This is a genomic window from Vibrio sp. ZF 223, assembly GCF_003050585.1.
GTDB classification, from domain to species: domain Bacteria; phylum Pseudomonadota; class Gammaproteobacteria; order Enterobacterales; family Vibrionaceae; genus Vibrio; species Vibrio crassostreae.
In genome coordinates this window covers 1-17,774 of the sequence record NZ_PIGB01000018.1, presented here as the reverse complement: position 1 = coordinate 17,774, position 17,774 = coordinate 1, and the positions used below count along the sequence as shown (strand labels likewise).

At 45.2% G+C, this 17,774-nt stretch carries 14 protein-coding genes and 1 rRNA gene; 10 read left to right on the top strand and 5 right to left on the bottom strand.

The window, feature by feature from the left end:
• Positions 1-91: 91 nt before the first annotated feature.
• The 3 genes from CWO13_RS22730 to rarD all read right to left on the bottom strand — a co-directional run bounded on the left by CWO13_RS22730 (position 92) and on the right by rarD (position 4,632).
• The gene (locus CWO13_RS22730) at positions 92-1,855 is read right to left on the bottom strand and encodes a DUF1501 domain-containing protein (RefSeq protein WP_108083496.1); all 1,764 of its coding nucleotides are present in this window, start codon (positions 1,853-1,855) and stop codon (positions 92-94) included.
• 3 nt (positions 1,856-1,858) lie between these two features.
• Entirely contained in the window at positions 1,859-3,361 is a 1,503-nt protein-coding gene (locus CWO13_RS22725) for a DUF1800 family protein (protein ID WP_108083495.1), read from the bottom strand.
• 365 nt (positions 3,362-3,726) lie between these two features.
• Positions 3,727-4,632, bottom strand: a complete 906-nt coding sequence (gene rarD, locus CWO13_RS22720; RefSeq protein WP_102480838.1) for an EamA family transporter RarD — start codon at positions 4,630-4,632, stop codon at positions 3,727-3,729.
• A gap of 179 nt (positions 4,633-4,811) precedes the next feature.
• On the opposite strand from rarD, the gene recQ reads away from it, so the two are divergent.
• The 3 genes from recQ to CWO13_RS22705 all read left to right on the top strand — a co-directional run bounded on the left by recQ (position 4,812) and on the right by CWO13_RS22705 (position 7,922).
• Positions 4,812-6,650: an ATP-dependent DNA helicase RecQ gene (gene recQ, locus CWO13_RS22715; RefSeq protein WP_055319881.1), complete on the top strand. Its 1,839-nt coding sequence runs from the start codon at positions 4,812-4,814 to the stop codon at positions 6,648-6,650.
• A 77-nt stretch (positions 6,651-6,727) separates the two neighbouring features.
• On the top strand, positions 6,728-7,039 hold the full coding sequence (locus tag CWO13_RS22710) for a DUF3630 family protein (RefSeq protein ID WP_009848192.1): 312 nt from the start codon (positions 6,728-6,730) through the stop codon (positions 7,037-7,039).
• 211 nt (positions 7,040-7,250) lie between these two features.
• Positions 7,251-7,922 (top strand): 7-cyano-7-deazaguanine/7-aminomethyl-7-deazaguanine transporter, encoded by a 672-nt coding sequence (locus CWO13_RS22705; RefSeq protein ID WP_108083494.1) that lies wholly within the window; start codon positions 7,251-7,253, stop codon positions 7,920-7,922.
• Positions 7,923-8,019: 97 nt separating this feature from the next.
• Here CWO13_RS22705 and gppA read toward each other — a convergent pair whose 3' ends face one another.
• Both gppA and rhlB read right to left on the bottom strand, forming a co-directional pair.
• The gene (gene gppA, locus CWO13_RS22700) at positions 8,020-9,513 is read right to left on the bottom strand and encodes a guanosine-5'-triphosphate,3'-diphosphate diphosphatase (protein ID WP_048661173.1); all 1,494 of its coding nucleotides are present in this window, start codon (positions 9,511-9,513) and stop codon (positions 8,020-8,022) included.
• A 6-nt stretch (positions 9,514-9,519) separates the two neighbouring features.
• The gene (rhlB, locus tag CWO13_RS22695) at positions 9,520-10,830 is read right to left on the bottom strand and encodes an ATP-dependent RNA helicase RhlB (RefSeq protein ID WP_019820068.1); all 1,311 of its coding nucleotides are present in this window, start codon (positions 10,828-10,830) and stop codon (positions 9,520-9,522) included.
• Between the two features lie 111 nt (positions 10,831-10,941).
• On the opposite strand from rhlB, the gene trxA reads away from it, so the two are divergent.
• The 7 genes from trxA to CWO13_RS22660 all read left to right on the top strand — a co-directional run.
• Positions 10,942-11,268, top strand: coding sequence for a thioredoxin TrxA (gene trxA, locus CWO13_RS22690; protein WP_010440700.1), 327 nt, complete (start codon positions 10,942-10,944; stop codon positions 11,266-11,268).
• A 200-nt stretch (positions 11,269-11,468) separates the two neighbouring features.
• The gene (rho, locus tag CWO13_RS22685; RefSeq protein WP_017062978.1) at positions 11,469-12,728 is read left to right on the top strand and encodes a transcription termination factor Rho; all 1,260 of its coding nucleotides are present in this window, start codon (positions 11,469-11,471) and stop codon (positions 12,726-12,728) included.
• Between the two features lie 111 nt (positions 12,729-12,839).
• Entirely contained in the window at positions 12,840-13,835 is a 996-nt protein-coding gene (locus tag CWO13_RS22680; RefSeq protein ID WP_108083493.1) for a hypothetical protein, read from the top strand.
• A 98-nt stretch (positions 13,836-13,933) separates the two neighbouring features.
• Positions 13,934-15,775, top strand: coding sequence for a 4-hydroxy-3-polyprenylbenzoate decarboxylase (gene ubiD, locus CWO13_RS22675; RefSeq protein ID WP_108083492.1), 1,842 nt, complete (start codon positions 13,934-13,936; stop codon positions 15,773-15,775).
• A complete protein-coding gene (locus CWO13_RS22670; protein ID WP_008224727.1) occupies positions 15,772-16,041 on the top strand; it encodes a 2Fe-2S iron-sulfur cluster-binding protein in 270 nt (89 codons plus the stop codon). The genes ubiD and CWO13_RS22670 overlap by 4 nt, the downstream gene beginning before the upstream one ends.
• A 20-nt stretch (positions 16,042-16,061) precedes the next feature.
• Entirely contained in the window at positions 16,062-16,775 is a 714-nt protein-coding gene (fre, locus tag CWO13_RS22665) for an NAD(P)H-flavin reductase (RefSeq protein ID WP_048661170.1), read from the top strand.
• A gap of 566 nt (positions 16,776-17,341) precedes the next feature.
• Positions 17,342-17,774: ribosomal RNA gene (locus tag CWO13_RS22660) — 16S ribosomal RNA — on the top strand; the annotation flags it as partial.

Sequence of the window (17,774 nt, the reverse complement as noted above, 5' to 3'; positions counted from 1 at the left end):
TACTAGTGGTTTCTGACAGAGTTTTTATAGGGTCGATCCTTTAAAGAGAAAGAGAATAAAAGCTTTTTCTGATTATTGAAGTGTCGTGATACTAATAACCGACCACTTTGAGTTCTTGGAAGTTATTCCATAGAACTAAGCTTGAAACATCGCCATTATTACCGTTACAAGTGAGGCGAATAAACTTAACCGATGCTCTATTAACGGCTTGTTCCACCAAATTGGTTGTGGTTCCAGGCGTCAAGACGTTGGTTACCAGACCGAAGTTGATGCCATCGCTACTCACTTCGAGATCAAATAGGTATTGTCGAACATCCCCTTTAGCTTGAGAGTAGAGAAGCTTAGTGACGTTCGCTGCCGTGCTAAGTTCAATTAGATATTGAATACCTTGCCCTTTCGCCGTCCACTTGGTTGTACTGTCTCCGTCTACGGCCATTTGCGGTGTATGGTCGACGCGAGTTTCAGTGGCACTGACGTTGGCAATGGATAGTTCGTTTTCCTGTCCTTCCTGATGATAGTCTCCCAGAACGCCAAGATATCGACTAGCAAATGGATTGCTGTTGGCTGGCGAAAGCGAAGGGAAAATGACATCCACACCTTGTTCACTCAACCCCATCCAACGACATAAGGTCGCAGCAAGTTGTTCTGAGGATTGGCTGGGGATAAATTTATTGCCCCAAGCATCTTGACCATCTTTGATAAATTCGGGGTATCGCCCATAGCTGTTACCTCCATTGACGGCATTACCGACCACTAGTTGATTACTTCCCCAACCATGGTCGGTGCCTGATTTACTGTTGTTTTCTATGGTTCGCCCAAAATCTGACATGGTCGATGTCACAACACTGTCTTCCAAGCCAAGTTCAGCAAGAGAGGCATGGAAAGCGCTAACGGCTTGGTCGATGGTAGAAAGAAGCCCATCATGGCGTCCTCGTTGGTTGCTGTGATTATCAAATCCACCAATATTAACAAAAAAGACCTGACGGCTATGACCGAGATCGGATGATGCTTGGATCATTCGTCTGACCATTTTTAGCTGTGAGCCTAATGAGCTACTTGGAATGGAGCCGTCTTCTGGGTATGAATCGAGCACGAGTTGGATTTCCTGCTGGAAATCTAATATGCCTTTCAGCCGTTTTGTATACTCTTGTTTGAACGGTGAACCGTAAGGTGCATTAACCAATTTGATGAAGTTATTGTTTATTGCACTTGAATGCCCAAGAGCATCCATAGCTCTTACACCACCAGAAGACATTGAGATATCTTTAGAATTTGCGCCAGTTAATAGTTCATTTCCAGCAAATGAAATGGAGTCGGAAATGATCGCTGTTTCACTGCGAAGGACATCCATCATCATTCCTGCCCAACCGTAGCTATGGTAACCATTATCTCCCCAACTCGACTGCCAAGCGGCTTGTTGCTTATTGTGGGCTCCAAGGTTCGATGGCTTCCTGACATCGTAAAGGTTGGATTTGTTGGTTGGCTCTACTAATGGTCCTACGTTAACTATGGCTGCGGCTTGGCCTGAGCTCATCATGCTGGCAAGGTTAGACATGCTAGCGTTGATACCAAGCGCTTGCCCAGATTCTGTGTTTGGAATGGCTAAGATTTCAGAGCTGGCGAGTTGGATGTTTGGTCTCGCGGCTTGGTAGTTACTTTGGTTGTTAGCGTCGGTAGGCACGATCATATTGAACGAGTCATTTCCGCCATGTAAGAAAAGACAGACCAACGCTTTATATCCACCTTGTTCATTAGCAAAGGCGCTGCTGACTGGGATGGATAAAGAGAGTGGGACCATCCCAGATACGGCTGTACCTGAGGCACCTTTGAGAAAACTTCTGCGTGTAATTGACATAATCTACTCCTGAACCATGAAATCGGGTGAAATGAACGCCATGAACAACATCTTGGGTACTGCGTAATATTTGTTCCCATGACCGTGATAGATAGCGGATAGTAGGTCAGTAATTTCCTGGGATGCTTGTCCATTGAGAATGCGTAAATTAATCGTTTGAATAAGCTCAGTTTCATTTTCTGCCCTCGCTAAATCTTCTAAATCAGAAGGAGCAATATAGAGCTCTTTATTGTTGTTACTATTTCCACGGTTCTGCCCAAAGTCTTTGAGTGTTCTGTAAAAAATGTTGTTCATGTCGATAAGTTGATTCCAGTCAATAATCTCTAACTCGGGTGCTGTTAGGCCTGCATCTGCAAGCGCGCCTTGTGGGCTGTGACTCGGCTGATAAAAATTAAATACCGAATTAGACCCAAGTGGGTACTGATTAAAGCTTTCTTTATAGTTCATTGGGTCATAAACAATATCTCCGCTGCCACCTACGTACGCTTCCATTGCTCTATAGAGATAGGTCATCGCTAGGATAGGCTCTCTGACTTTGGTGACATTGATATCACTGGTTTTGAGTAACTCTGAGTCGGTTAAAATTGCTTTGATCACCGAGCCTAAATTTCCGCCTGAATTAATAAATTCAGCGGATACGCGTGAAACGTACGCTTGAGTTGGGTTGGAGGTCGTTAACTGTTTAATCAGCATTATTGAAATAAAAGGCGCGACATTGGCATGGGTTGTTATTTGGACAATGAATTGGTCAAGATCCTCTTCAGCAGTTTGGCCGGGAGGGTAATACTGACCAAGTACCCATTTTTCATCCATGTCATGCAGTGAGTTGTCTGCAGTCATGGGTTCAAGCGTGTTGTTATTGGTGATATCCCAACCGGTAAAGACTCTTGCAGCCCCTTCTACATCGACATCATCATACGTCTCGATAACGCTACCATCTGGGTAAGTGGCTTGAGTTCCATCTTGGTTTAACTCATAAAGCCCAATGGTAAAGAGTTGCATGATTTCTCTGGCGTAGTTCTGATCGGGCGCTTGTCCGGTCACGCTTTCCGGTTTATTACCATTCATGGTGAGATACTGTCCCATAGCAGGAGAGAGAGTGATGTGCTTAAGTAGCGTAGCAAATGATTCAAAGGCATTGTCGGCAAGCAAATCATAGTAATTTGCTAACGCTTCTGGATCGGTAGCAAGGTTGGCATCTTTTTCACTGACTACAAATATTTGACTTAGCGCGAACGCGATCCGTTGACGTAGTTGTGCTTCGTCCCATAACGCAGTGTCAAACCATGCCCCTACACGACACTCCTGATTTGGGTTGGTGAGATTCCTTCGGTTCGCTTGATGATAAGTTCGCTCAAGATGACGCATGTAGGGTTTAGCAATTTGTTGATCTATCCAATAAGAACGATCGTCTTGTTCTTTAAACGCATTTAACTCCGATTGACGAACGCCCATGGTTGCCAAGTCTAAGAATCGAGAAGCCTGTTGGTGAGTTAAGTTATCCATATGATTTCCTCTAGCCAAATAGTGATCCCCAGAAAATGAATAGCTGGTTTCCAGTTATATTTCTGGTGTATTAAGGATTAGTTGCTAGAAGGAGATGAATCTAGTCAGAAGTTGAGGGCTTCCCGAGAGTGTGAACCTGTGTGAAAACCCCAATGAAATGTGTAGTGTTGCATATAGAAATGTTGAAGTTGAATACCATCTAAATGTATGAATTTATTAGATAGATCAATTCGGTGAATGTTACTTAGAGTTACTTTGAGTCATTTGTTGTGAGTGGGCTGTAGCAGGGTTTATAGCTAAAGGGGGCGAGCTTGGCGTGATTACCAAGCTCTGATTTGATGTTTAGGTTGATTATACGCTTGAGGTTAGAGCTGTTTTTTGCTCTTTTTATTCGCTCGATACGCATCAAAGGTAAAGACAAGCAGCGCGCCCCAGATAAAGGCGAAGGTGACTACTTTATCTTGGGTGAATGCTTCTCCATAAATCAGCACGGCCAGCAGTAGCATCAAGCTTGGGCCTATGTACTGGAAGAAACCGAGTGTCGATAGCTTCAAGCGAGTTGCAGCGCCAGTAAAACACAGTAGTGGAATGGTTGTAATAACACCTGCAGCAATCAGTAATAGGTTGAGTTGCATCGGGTTCATCGATAAGTCTGAAGTTGGGCTATCAGCAATAAACAGTAAGTAGGTAGCTGCGAGAGGTAGCATCACCAGAGTTTCAATGAACAATCCTGTTTGCGCTTCTAAGCTGACTTTCTTACGTAGTAAACCATAAAAACCAAAGCTGAAGGCTAGGGCAATGGCGACGATCGGCACTGAGCCAAATGCAATCAGTTGGACTAATACACCAATGGCAGCCAGAGCAACCGCAAACCATTGTAGTTTACGCAAGCGTTCGCCTAGGAAGAGCATACCGAGCAACACGTTAATCAGCGGGTTGATGTAATACCCTAAACTGGCATCAAGCATGTGATTGGAGTTGACCGCCCAGATAAAGATCAGCCAGTTGGCACCCACTAAAGTAGAGGTCGCCACCAAATAGAGCATTTTTGGTTTTGATGTCAAGGTGTCGCGAACTTTACGCCAGCTGCGGCCAATGTGTAGTAAAAAAGCGAGTAGGAAAAAAGACCATACTACACGGTGGCTAAGGATCTCTAACGGGGAAACGTCACTTAAAGATTTGAAATATATAGGGGCGATACCCCACATGGTGTAAGCACCGACAGCAAGCAAAATACCTTGGCGCGTACGTTGTTGTTCTTCTGGAGTCATGCATCTTTCTCTAGCACAGAGTGCTTATTAATAAGATTTATAAGAGAGTTGGTCAGTATAGGAGCGATAACCCTTTTCACCTAACAATTTGCGGTTTAATTCACCAGCGTTCCCCTCTACAATGTGCGACTTGCTTGCCGAAGATGCTTGCTGATTTCATACCTCGATTAGGAACCACAATGACCGCCACTCTGATTGCTGAGCAAATACCAACTCCCGCGAATGATGCGCAAACCATCTTACAAGATGTGTTTGGCTATCAAAGCTTTCGCGATGGTCAGCAAGAGGTCATTGACCTGGCCGTTGAAGGCAAAGACAGCTTGGTGATAATGCCAACCGGTGGTGGTAAATCTCTGTGTTACCAAATCCCCGCTTTGGTTCGTGAAGGTCTGACTCTGGTTATCTCACCGCTGATCTCGCTGATGAAAGACCAAGTCGACCAACTGAAGGCCAATGGTGTTGCTGCTGAGTGTATTAACTCTTCCATGCCCCGTGACCAGTTGCTGAATGTGTTCAATCGTATGAATTCAGGCCAATTGAAGATGGTTTACGTGTCACCAGAGCGTGTGTTGATGCGCGACTTTATCGAGCGTCTGCAAGGTTTACCGCTTTCGATGATTGCGGTAGACGAGGCGCACTGTATCTCTCAATGGGGACATGACTTCCGCCCGGAATACGCATCATTAGGTCAACTTAAGCAATATTTCCCGCATGTGCCTTATATGGCGCTGACGGCAACCGCTGATGATGCAACACGTAAAGACATTATTTCGCGTCTGCAGCTGGTGGATCCACATACCTACTTGGGCAGCTTCGACCGTCCTAACATTCGCTACAACCTCGTCGAGAAGCATAAGCCCGTGTCACAGGTGGTTCGCTACTTAGAAACACAGAAAGGCAATTGCGGCATTATCTATTGTGGTAGCCGTAAGAAAGTGGAGATGGTGACTGAGAAGCTGTGCAACAACGGTATTCGCGCCGCGGGTTATCACGCTGGTATGGACACCGATGAGCGTGCTTACGTTCAAGAAGCCTTCCAACGTGATGATATTCAGATCGTTGTCGCGACTGTAGCTTTCGGTATGGGTATCAACAAACCCAATGTGCGCTTTGTGGTGCACTTTGATATCCCACGCAACATCGAATCTTACTATCAAGAAACAGGCCGTGCGGGTCGTGATGGTTTGCCAGCAGAAGCAATGATGCTGTTTGATCCGGCTGATATGGGTTGGCTGCGTCGTATGCTGGATGAGAAAGAAGAAGGCCCGCAAAAGCAGGTTGAGATGCACAAACTGAATGCGATGAGTGCTTTTGCTGAAGCGCAAACCTGTCGTCGTCAGGTTCTGCTTAACTACTTTGGCGAATATCGCGAGAAGCAATGTGGTAACTGCGATATCTGCCTCGATCCACCTAAGCACTTTGATGCGACTCAAGAAGCGCAGAAGGCGTTGTCTTGTGTGTACCGTGTGAATCAGTCGTTTGGTATGGGCTACGTGGTTGAAGTGATGCGCGGTATGCAGAACATTCGTGTCCGCGATAATGGTCATGACAAGCTCTCTACCTATGGCATTGGCCGCGACCACAGCCATGATTACTGGATCAGTATCTTCCGCCAGTTAATCCATAAAGGTTTGTTGTTCCAGAACATCACTCGTAACTCAACCTTACAGTTAACTGAAGAGGCACGCCCGCTGCTGCGCGGTGAGATGTCTTTGGAATTGGCTGTACCTCGTTTAGATACGGCGGTGCGCAATGCTAAGTCCGATAAACTCAGCAGCAAGAATTACGATAAGAAGTTGTTTGCCAAACTGCGTAAGCTGCGTAAGTCGATTGCTGATGAAGATGGTTTGCCACCTTATGTGGTATTCAGTGATGCGACCTTGATTGATATGGCGGAAGTGCTGCCTACTTCATACGGTGAGATGCTAGCGGTTAACGGTGTTGGTCAACGTAAACTTGATAAGTACGCCGATCCATTCTTAGACTTGATTCAAGAACACATCACGACACACGGCTAATTTTCAGGATCGTTTTCAGAAAAGCATAGATTTTAAAAACGATTAGCTTATAGAACAAGAATAAGGTTGATAGGGACATGACAACACCAACAGAGTTTGGCTTAAGAGAGTATTTGGCTGAGGAAGGACGTTTATTGATTACGTCTCCAAGTTTTGATTTTGATTCATATGAAGTGTTGGGTGAAAAGCTAGTGGCATTGTTGTCCGCTTCTGTAGTTGAAAAGCAGTGGGACGCTGACATGCACTCTTGGTTGATTGATTTTGAAGATTGTCGGATGTTTTTAAAGTCTGAACATTACAGTGAATCCATTTGGTTTGAGTCGTTAAACGCGGAAGAAAGCAGAGAAGAGTTTGATTATCTCGCGACGCTTTTCAAACGCGGTTTTTAACTTCGCTCACCAATAAAAGTGAGAATAAACGTTTGCGTCTGTTCTCACCATTGCAGCCAATATTGATTAATGTATAATCGCCCGCCGCTCGATAGAGCAAATTTTAGAAACATTTTAAATTCACATTATTGGTAAGAGCTTTCTTAGTTTATTCGAAGAAATGACTCGATTTGGGTTCCCTCACCCCCAAACCAAACTAAAAAGGTACAGCATGAGTAACTTTACCCCTGCGCAACAGCGCAAAGCCCTAGCACTATTAGTTTTGTTCCATTTAGTCATCATTGCGTCAAGCAACTATCTGGTTCAGCTACCTTTTACCGTTTTCGGTATGCACACCACTTGGGGTGCTTTCACTTTCCCGTTTATCTTCCTAGCGACTGATCTGACTGTACGCATTTTTGGTGCGCAGCTTGCTCGTAAAATCATTTTCTTAGTGATGCTACCTGCACTGGCCGTTTCTTACTTTTTGTCAGTGGTGTTCTTTGAAGGTTCATTCCAAGGGTTTAGCCAACTAGGCGAGTTTAACCTGTTTGTTGCACGTATCGCCGCGGCGAGCTTCATGGCTTACCTGCTTGGTCAGATTTTGGATGTGCATGTTTTCAACCGCTTACGTCAGCTTAAACAGTGGTGGGTTGCCCCAACGTGTTCAACGTTGTTCGGTAATGCGATTGATACCATCGCTTTCTTTGCGATTGCTTTCTACCAAAGCCCAGATCCATTCATGGCTGAACACTGGACTGAGATTGCACTGGTTGATTACGGCTTCAAACTTATCATCAGCTTAGGTTTATTCGTTCCGATGTACGGCGTGTTTTTGAACTACATCGTTAAAAAGCTGACGGCGGTAAACCCAGACTTTAAAGCGACAGGCGTGAACGTTTAAGGATTCAGGTTAGAAACGCATTAATGCCAAGATAAGAAAAAGCCCAAGTTAGTCTACTAACTTGGGCTTTTTTAATGTCTAACGTCAGATACTAATATCAGAGGCATTCAATATTCAGTGGCCAGCCAATATCGGTTTGTCTATTCGACTCGATCTCTAGCTCTGCAGCAGTAAGCGGGTTATCTGCTAACCATTGCTTAGAAAGCGTTAAAGTTAGATTGTTATCATCCGTCGTCAGCTTGAACTCAGGCTCTAGCGCTGGATTACGACGGTGAGTCAACAAAATAGCCAAACGCAGAATACGTAAGATACGTTTGCTACTCGTTCCTGATATTGCGTGTTGCTCTGGCAATGAGGTTAACTGCTCGCGGTAGCGACGAGTTAACTCACCTAAGTAGTGCTTTTGCGCTCGAGTAAAGCCTGGTAGGTCTAAGTTCTGCAGCAGGTAAGCGCTGTGCTCGCCGCCTTTTTTGAAATCGATGGTTAAACCAATCTCATGAAGCTTAGCTGCAGTTTGCAGTAGGACACCAGCTTGAGGTTCTGAAACCCACGCTTCGGCGCCCGCTTGATCTAACAGAGTTTGTGCAACTACAGCAACTTGTTCACCGTAGCTTACGTCCATTTGATAGCGCGATTGAACACTCTTGATGGTACGTGCACGGATGTCTTCTTGGCGCAGCTCATCAACCATCTCGTAGGCTAGGCCTTCACGGAGTGCACCGCCTGCGAGTGTCATTGAATCTATTTCAAGCAACTCAAAAATAGCAATAAGAATAGAAAGGCCACTCGGGAACACTAATGCGCGTTCAAGAGTCAGTCCTTCGATTTCTAGCTCTTCCAAGCGCTCAGTAATCATGGCTTGTTTTTGTAGGCGCTTAAGTTTGGCATGAGTAATTACTTCATCCATGCCTTGAGCCAACATGATTTCTTGCAGTGCCTGAACAGTACCACTGGCACCCACACACACATCCCATCCGATATCAGTGTAGCTATCGAGGATAGGAGCTAACGTCGACTTCGCCGCTTCAATGGCGTTGTTAAAGTTAGTTGCGGTTAATTGGCGATCTTTAAAGTGGCGCTCAAGCCAAGTAACACAGCCCATCTTTAGGCTGGTTAGTGCTTTCGCTGAGAAGCCTTCACCAATGATCATCTCGGTGCTTGCGCCACCAATATCAACAACCAGTCGGCGGCCGCTGCCACCAGAAGTGTGCGCTACGCCTTTATAGATAGTCGCAGCTTCTTCTTCACCAGAGATAACATTGATGTCGTAACCAAGGATCTGGTTCGCTTTCTTTAGAAAGATATCCACATTGATAGCGGTACGTAGGGTCGCTGTACCGACAATGCGGATATTTTCTTTCGGAATATCTTGCAGTCGCTCTGCAAAGAGACTCAAACAGTCCCAACCGCGCTGCATGGCTTCAGTACTCAGCGCATTATTTTCATCTAAGCCTGCAGCTAAACGCACTTTGCGCTTAATTTTAGCCATGGTTTGTACGCTGCCATCGATATGACGCACAACGAGCATATGAAAACTGTTCGACCCGAGGTCGATTGCAGCGTAAAGCGGGGGTGACACTGTTTGACTCATAAGCGACTAAGCTTCCTTGTTATGACGCGGTTGGCGTGGGCGACGGTTTTGGTTTGGCTTACGGTTACCGTTGCGTGGGCCATTGTTGTTTGAACGGCGCTGTTGCGGGTTACGTGTGCGTAAGCGCAATGGTGCTGGTAGATCTTCTAGTAGTGCAGAAGAGTCGTAGTCAGACACAGGGATAGCGTGCTCAATGTATTCTTCGATTGGTGGCAAGTTGATTGCGTAATCTTCACAAGCAAAGCTGATCGAGTGACCACTTGCGCCAGCACGACCTGTACGGCCGATACGGTGAACGTAATCTTCACAGTCGTCTGGTAGGTCGAAGTTGAATACGTGTGTTACTTGAGGAATGTGTAGGCCACGTGCTGCAACGTCGGTTGCGACAAGCAGGTCAACATCACCTTTAGTGAATTGCTCAAGAATCTTTTCACGTTTCTTTTGAGGAACATCGCCAGTTAGCAGGCCAACGCGGTGACCATCTGCAGCTAGGTGACCCCAAACAGACTCACACTTGTGTTTAGTGTTAGCGAAGATGATAGCGCGCTCTGGCCATTCTTCTTCAACTAGCGTCTGTAGCAGTGCCATTTTGTGTTCGTTTGATGGGTAGAATAGCTCTTCCTGAATACGGTGACCTGTTTTACGCTCTGGCTCAACAACAACATGCTCTGGGTTGTGCATGTGTTCGAACGCTAGTTCTTGTACGCGGTAAGACAATGTCGCAGAGAACAGCATGTTCAGGCGATCTTTTGGCTCAGGCATACGGCGGAACAAGAAGCGGATGTCTTTGATGAAACCAAGATCGAACATGCGATCGGCTTCGTCAAGAACAACAGCTTGAATGTGGTTAAGGTTAAATACCTTTTGCTTGTAGAAATCGATGATGCGGCCAGTCGTACCAATTAAGATATCTGCGCCTTCTTCGATCTTACCTAGTTGCTTGTCGTAGCTTTCGCCACCGTAAGCAAGTGCTGCCTTGATACCTGTGCTTTCAACCAGAGAGTCAGCATCGTTGTAGATCTGAATCGCGAGTTCACGCGTTGGTGCCATAATAATCGCACGTGGCTGGTTAGGCTTACGCCCTTCATGCTCAGGTGTTTTTAGCAGGTGGTTAAAAGTAGCAGTAAGAAACGCAAGCGTTTTACCAGTACCCGTTTGGGCCTGGCCTGCAATGTCTTGGCCGGTGAGCAGTACCGGGAGCGCCAAGGCTTGGATAGGGGTACAATAATCGAACCCTTTTTTCTCCAATCCTTCAATGACTTGCGGAAGTAAATCCAAGTCGGCGAACTTTTGCTCTGTGATATGCGTCTTTTTCATTGCTATAGAATATCAGCTTAAGCTTGCAATACGAAAGTAAATACATTCCAATAGGGCATCTATTTACTGGTTATCATCCAACCAGTTCTAAAAAACACATTGGAGTGGAAGATGAGTGATAAGATTTTGCAGCTAACTGATGACGGTTTTGATAACGATGTAATCAACGCTGCAGGCCCTGTTCTTGTTGATTTTTGGGCAGAATGGTGTGGTCCATGTAAAATGATTGCGCCGATTCTTGACGAAATCGCAGACGAGTACGAAGGCAAGCTCACAATCGGTAAATTAAATATCGACCAAAATGCTGGTACTCCACCAAAATTTGGTATTCGCGGCATTCCAACGCTACTTCTTTTCAAAGATGGCGGCGTAGCAGCGACTAAAGTTGGTGCATTATCTAAAACTCAACTTAAAGAGTTCTTAGACGCTAACCTTTAATCAGGTCAGCATTTGAAAAGAAACCGTGCAGTTAACAAATGCGCGGTTTTGTTTTTTCTAAGCTATGGACTAGTCTTAGTTTTAGTGCTAATTTATCGCACGTTAATTGAACGAATTTCTCTTCTTGGTCGATCCTGTGACCAAATCCTTCTTAACTTAAGAAAACAGATCCTATTTTGACTAAACAAACTTCCACCACTATGAATCTTACTGAACTGAAGAACAGACCTGTGTCTGAGCTTGTTAAACTTAGCGAAAGCTTAGGTCTTGAAAATCAAGCTCGCCTAAGAAAACAAGACATTATCTTCTCCATCCTTAAAGCGCATGCAAAAAGTGGTGAAGACATCTTTGGTGATGGTGTTCTAGAAATTCTTCAAGACGGTTTTGGTTTCCTACGTAGCGCCGACAGTTCATACCTGGCTGGCCCAGATGATATCTACGTATCTCCAAGCCAAATTCGTCGTTTTAACCTTCGCACAGGTGACTCTATTGGCGGTAAAATCCGTCCACCTAAAGATGGCGAACGTTACTTTGCACTGCTTAAAGTAAACACGGTTAACTACGACAAGCCAGACAACGCTCGTAACAAGATTCTTTTCGAAAACCTTACTCCTCTTCACGCCAACGAACGTATGGTGATGGAAGCGGGTAATGGCGCGACTGAAGATATTACGGCTCGTATTCTTGACCTTGCATCTCCGATTGGTAAAGGTCAGCGTGGTCTGATTGTTGCTCCGCCTAAAGCGGGTAAGACAATGCTTCTGCAAAATATTGCTCAAAGCATTGCTCGTAACCACCCTGAGTGTGAACTAATGGTTCTGCTTATCGATGAGCGTCCAGAAGAAGTAACGGAAATGCAGCGTCTAGTTAAAGGCGAAGTAGTTGCTTCAACATTCGATGAGCCAGCATCTCGCCACGTACAAGTTGCAGAAATGGTTATCGAGAAAGCGAAACGCCTTGTTGAACACAAGAAAGACGTAGTTATCCTACTGGATTCTATTACTCGTCTAGCTCGTGCTTACAACACTGTGATCCCTTCATCAGGTAAAGTTCTTACTGGTGGTGTTGACGCGAATGCTCTACATCGTCCAAAGCGTTTCTTCGGTGCGGCACGTAACGTAGAAGAAGGCGGTAGCTTAACGATCATCGCAACAGCACTGGTTGATACTGGTTCTAAGATGGATGAAGTTATCTACGAAGAATTCAAAGGTACAGGTAACATGGAACTGCACCTTAACCGTAAGATTGCTGAAAAGCGCGTATTCCCAGCTATCGACTTCAATCGTTCTGGTACTCGTCGTGAAGAGCTTCTTACCAAGAACGATGAACTACAGAAGATGTGGATCCTGCGTAAGATTGTTCACCCAATGGGCGAAATCGATGCAATGGAATTCCTTATCGACAAGCTAGCAATGACCAAAACGAACGATGAGTTCTTTGACGCAATGCGTCGTCAGTAATATTGATTAGCTGATCGTTATTTAATAAGCGCTGCCCTCGGGTGGCGCTTTTTATTTGCATTTTGTAGCGGTAGCTTGCAGAATGAGCAAAAGTGTTACAAGGAAGTTAAAATGCAACATGGACTGTTGTCATCATTACTCTTGTCTACTTCACTGTTATTTTCACCGGTTGGTATGAGCTATGCCACCGAGATGTCTCCACTTACAGTAGAGTCTTGGCTTGAGAATGATCAAGTAAAACTGAAAACTGCTGAACTACTCGAGCTTATCGTACGTGACGAAGTCAACTCACTACGCTTTGCGCTTGAGCGCCTGACATTTCCCCAGCAAGAGGTGGCTCGTTACCAACTCTTGAAGAAGCTTGAACAGCAAAAAATCGTACTCACACCCAAGATGTCTATCTTCATCGAGCAGCAACTCGCTATCACGCCCACTTATCAAGTATTAGAGCGTGGAGATGGTTACGAGTTTACGGTACCTGCCTTTAATTATCCTTCAATTGCTAATCGTCTCATCAAGCAGTGGCGTCAAGATCAGAAGACACTGGTGTTTGTGCTAGATGCAGAGAAGCAGGACCTCGATTTAAAAGAGTGGTTATCTGGCCCAGAACATCAGGTTCAAGCGCGAGAAGCGCTGTTAATCAGAGAGCTCGATAGTTTGTCACCTGAAGCCGTTGATTATTTGACTAAGCAACTGACCACTTCGTCTATCGTAAGTTGGTTGCCCTCAACGGAAGTTGTGGTTCGACTGGCACAAGTTAGTGAAGACCCTGAGGTCTACAAGATCTTATGGCGTATGAAGGCTGACTACCATAGCCAAGCAGAGCTGGTACGTCTTGCTGAAACCAAACAAACTTTCGCGCTTGAACAGGTTATGGCTGCGACCAAGAACCCGCGTTTGAAAGATGAAGCCATCATGCTCTTGACCAAAGTGAACCCGCTCTCAGAAGAGGTGAAACAGTTTCTTGTCTCTCGGATGGCGATAGCCGATGAAGCCTCATTAGTTGCTCGTGAACTCGCCAAACAAGGTCATACGCGATGGTTGCAAGATCTCGTCAATGATAACCCTCAGGTGAAGAGCTCTTTGATCGAGCAAGCATTGCCGTAAAGTGGATTTTGCCTCTCAATAACCACACTAAAAAGGGGGATCTCAGCGTCACCCTTTTTGATATACTGAGCGCAGAATAATCAGCATGTAGAAGTCCTATGAGTTTTAAAGATTTACGTGATTTTATCGACCATCTTGAAAGTATTGGTCAGTTGAAACGCATTTCTCACCCAGTCGATCCAGACTACGAAATGACCGAGATTAGCGACCGTACTCTACGTGCTGGTGGCCCGGCTCTTTTGTTTGAAAATCCATTAGGCTATGACATGCCTGTTTTGACTAATCTATTTGGTACACCTAATCGGGTTGCTATTGGTATGGGGCGTCAGGAAGTCAAAGAACTGCGCGAAGTGGGTAAGTTGCTTGCTTACCTAAAAGAACCAGAGCCACCAAAAGGCTTTAAAGACGCTCTTGATAAACTGCCTGTGTTTAAGCAAGTCTTAAACATGCCAGCTAAACGCCTTCGCAAAGCGGCTTGCCAACAAGTGGTATGGCAAGGCGATGACGTCGACTTAGATAAAATCCCCGTGATGAGCTGTTGGGCTGACGATGTCGCGCCATTGCTAACGTGGGGATTAACGGTTACTCGTGGTCCGAACAAGAAACGCCAAAACTTAGGTATCTATCGTCAGCAGAAGATCGGTAAGAACAAAATCATCATGCGTTGGTTAGCCCACCGTGGTGGCGCGCTGGATCTACGCGATTGGATAGAAACCAACCCAGGTAAACCATTTCCGGTATCGGTAGCATTTGGTGCCGACCCTGCCACCATTCTTGGTGCGGTTACGCCAGTGCCGGATACTTTATCTGAGTACGCGTTTGCAGGCTTACTACGTGGTAGTAAAACTGAGGTCGTTAAATCAATCAGCAACGACTTAGAGGTTCCTGCAAGTGCTGAAATCGTGATGGAAGGTTACATCGACCCGAATGAATTTGCGGATGAAGGGCCTTACGGAGACCATACTGGTTACTACAACGAGAAAGAAAAGCACCATGTGTTTACTATTACTCATGTAACTATGCGCGAAAACCCTATCTATCACAGCACCTATACTGGCCGTCCACCTGATGAGCCTGCGGTATTGGGTGTTGCACTAAATGAAGTGTTTGTGCCTATTCTTCAAAAGCAGTTCCCAGAGATTGAAGATTTTTATCTACCGCCTGAAGGTTGTTCGTACCGAATGGCAGTCGTGACCATGAAGAAGCAATACCCAGGTCACGCCAAGCGAGTGATGATGGGTGTATGGTCTTTCTTACGCCAATTCATGTACACCAAATTTGTATTGGTGTGCGATGAAGATGTCAATGCACGCGATTGGTCTCAAGTAACCGCAGCGATGTGCGAACATATGGATCCGTCACGCGATAGCTTGATGATAGAGAACACGCCGATCGATTCATTGGATTTTGCATCGCCCGTGGTTGGGTTAGGTTCTAAGATGGGCCTAGATATCACTAAGAAGTGGGATGCCGAGTTAGCACTATCGCCTGAAGTTGAATCTACTTCTGTAAGTAGTGAACATATCGAAGGTGGCTTAGCTGAACTAACCAAAGCTCACCCTGAAATTATTGATATTCACCTACAGAACGACAACGCCAGTATGGTTGTGGTGTCTATTGATAAGCAAGCAGCCGGTAATGGTAAGAAAATCATGGAAGCGGTTTGGTCTCAATTTGATGAGAACAAGTTTGTTATCGTGTGTGACGGCGATGTCAACGTGAGTGATTGGAATGACATTATTTGGGCGGTAACGACAAGAATGGATCCGGAGAGAGATACGTTATTCCTACAGAATGAAAATGGACACTCCAAAATGGGTCTCGATGCGACCAATAAGTGGGAAGGTGAATGCCTTCGTGAATGGGGTGTACCAATCACAAAAGATCCTGATGTCGTCAAAAAGATTGATAGCATCTGGGAACAGCTAGGAATTTCATGAGCTACCAAGTAGTCTTATACCCAGAAAACATCAGTTTCACCGTAGAAAAAGGGCAAACGGTCTTGGATGCTGCGCTCAACAGCGATATCTATTTCCCAAACCGTTGCCAAGTTGGCGCATGCGCAATGTGCATGTGCAAAAAATTAGAAGGGCAAGTGAGTTACCACCTTGAACCCATGCTCACAGAGAAAGAGCAGCAACAAGGCTGGATTTTTGCTTGCCAAGCATTTGCAGAAAGTAATTTAGTTCTAACCTTTGCCGATTAAGGGTTAGTAAGAGGAAGAACATGACTATTAAATGTAAAGTGAAGTCTATCGAGCCTTTGGCTTGTAATACTTACCAAATCCTACTTCACCCAGAAACACCCGTCGCTTTTAAAGCGGGCCAGTATCTGATGGTTGAAATGGGCGAGAAAGATAAGCGCCCATTCTCTATCGCAAGTAGCCCTTGCCGTCACGAAGGTGAACTTGAACTACACATAGGCGCTGCTGAGCACAATGCTTACGCACTAGAAGTGGTTGAAGCGATGAAGAAGGCACAAGCTGAAAATGGCGATATTGCTATTGATGCTCCACACGGAGATGCTTGGATTAAAGAAGAAAGCGATCGCCCTCTATTATTGATTGCTGGTGGTACTGGTTTCAGTTACGTGCGTTCTATTCTGGATCATTGCATCGCGCAAAATAGCTCGAAAGAGATCTACCTATATTGGGGCGCGAAAGATGAGTGCCAGTTATATGCGAAAGAAGAGCTGGTTGGCATTGCAGAAAAGCATAGCAACGTACATTTTGTACCAGTAGTAGAAGAAGCACCGGAAGTGTGGCACGGTCAAACAGGTAATGTGCTTGAGGCTATCACGCAAAGTTTCGAATCATTAGCTGATTTTGATATCTATATTGCAGGTCGTTTTGAAATGGCGGGTGCTGCAAGAGACCTATTTACTCAGAATAAAGAAGCAAAGCGTGCTCATATGTACGCTGATGCTTACGCATTTATCTAACAATACCTTTAGATTTTGAGTGAAAAGAGAGCAGAAATGCTCTCTTTTTTACGTTTAGGTGAACTATTAGGCAGTTAACCCCTATTTATTCATTTTTTATGAAAAAGTAGTTGCTAAGCTGAGAGGGTTCCCTATAATGCGACACCACTGAGACGGCAGACGCCACAAGGCTTCAGCAAGAATCAGTAAGACGGAAAGCGACAAAAAATTAATTTTAAAAAAGTGTTTGACACTGAATGTTAATTCGCTAGAATGGCCGTCCACTTCGAGAGGCTCCTTACTTAAAAGGAACGCTTAAGAAGCAAAGCTCTTTAACAATTTAAACCTATCAATCTGTGTGGGCACTCGTTGATGAATATCAAAACGTTTTATCGTTAGATAAAACAGATTCTTCGGAATCAACTTTGGTTTCAATGAACTGAGTGACCAATACAAATAACTACTTTCTCTTGTAGAAAGAAGGTATTTGGCACAGTCAATTCATTATCTTTCTGTTGGAAAGATAATAGCTTTAGAATTACTTTTTGTAGTTTTGAAGTCAGTATTCATTGAGCCGACAAAATCTTAAATTGAAGAGTTTGATCATGGCTCAGATTGAACGCTGGCGGCAGGCCTAACACATGCAAGTCGAGCGGAAACGACACTAACAATCCTTCGGGTGCGTTAATGGGCGTCGAGCGGCGGACGGGTGAGTAATGCCTAGGAAATTGCCTTGATGTGGGGGATAACCATTGGAAACGATGGCTAATACCGCATAATGCCTACGGGCCAAAGAGGGGGACCTTCGGGCCTCTCGCGTCAAGATATGCCTAGGTGGGATTAGCTAGTTGGTGAGGTAATGGCTCACCAAGGCGACGATCCCTAGCTGGTCTGAGAGGATGATCAGCCACACTGGAACTGAGACACGGTCCAGACTCCTACGGGAGGCAGCAGTGGGGAATATTGCACAATGGGCGAAAGCCTGATGCAGCCATGCCGCGTGTATGAAGAAGGCCTTCG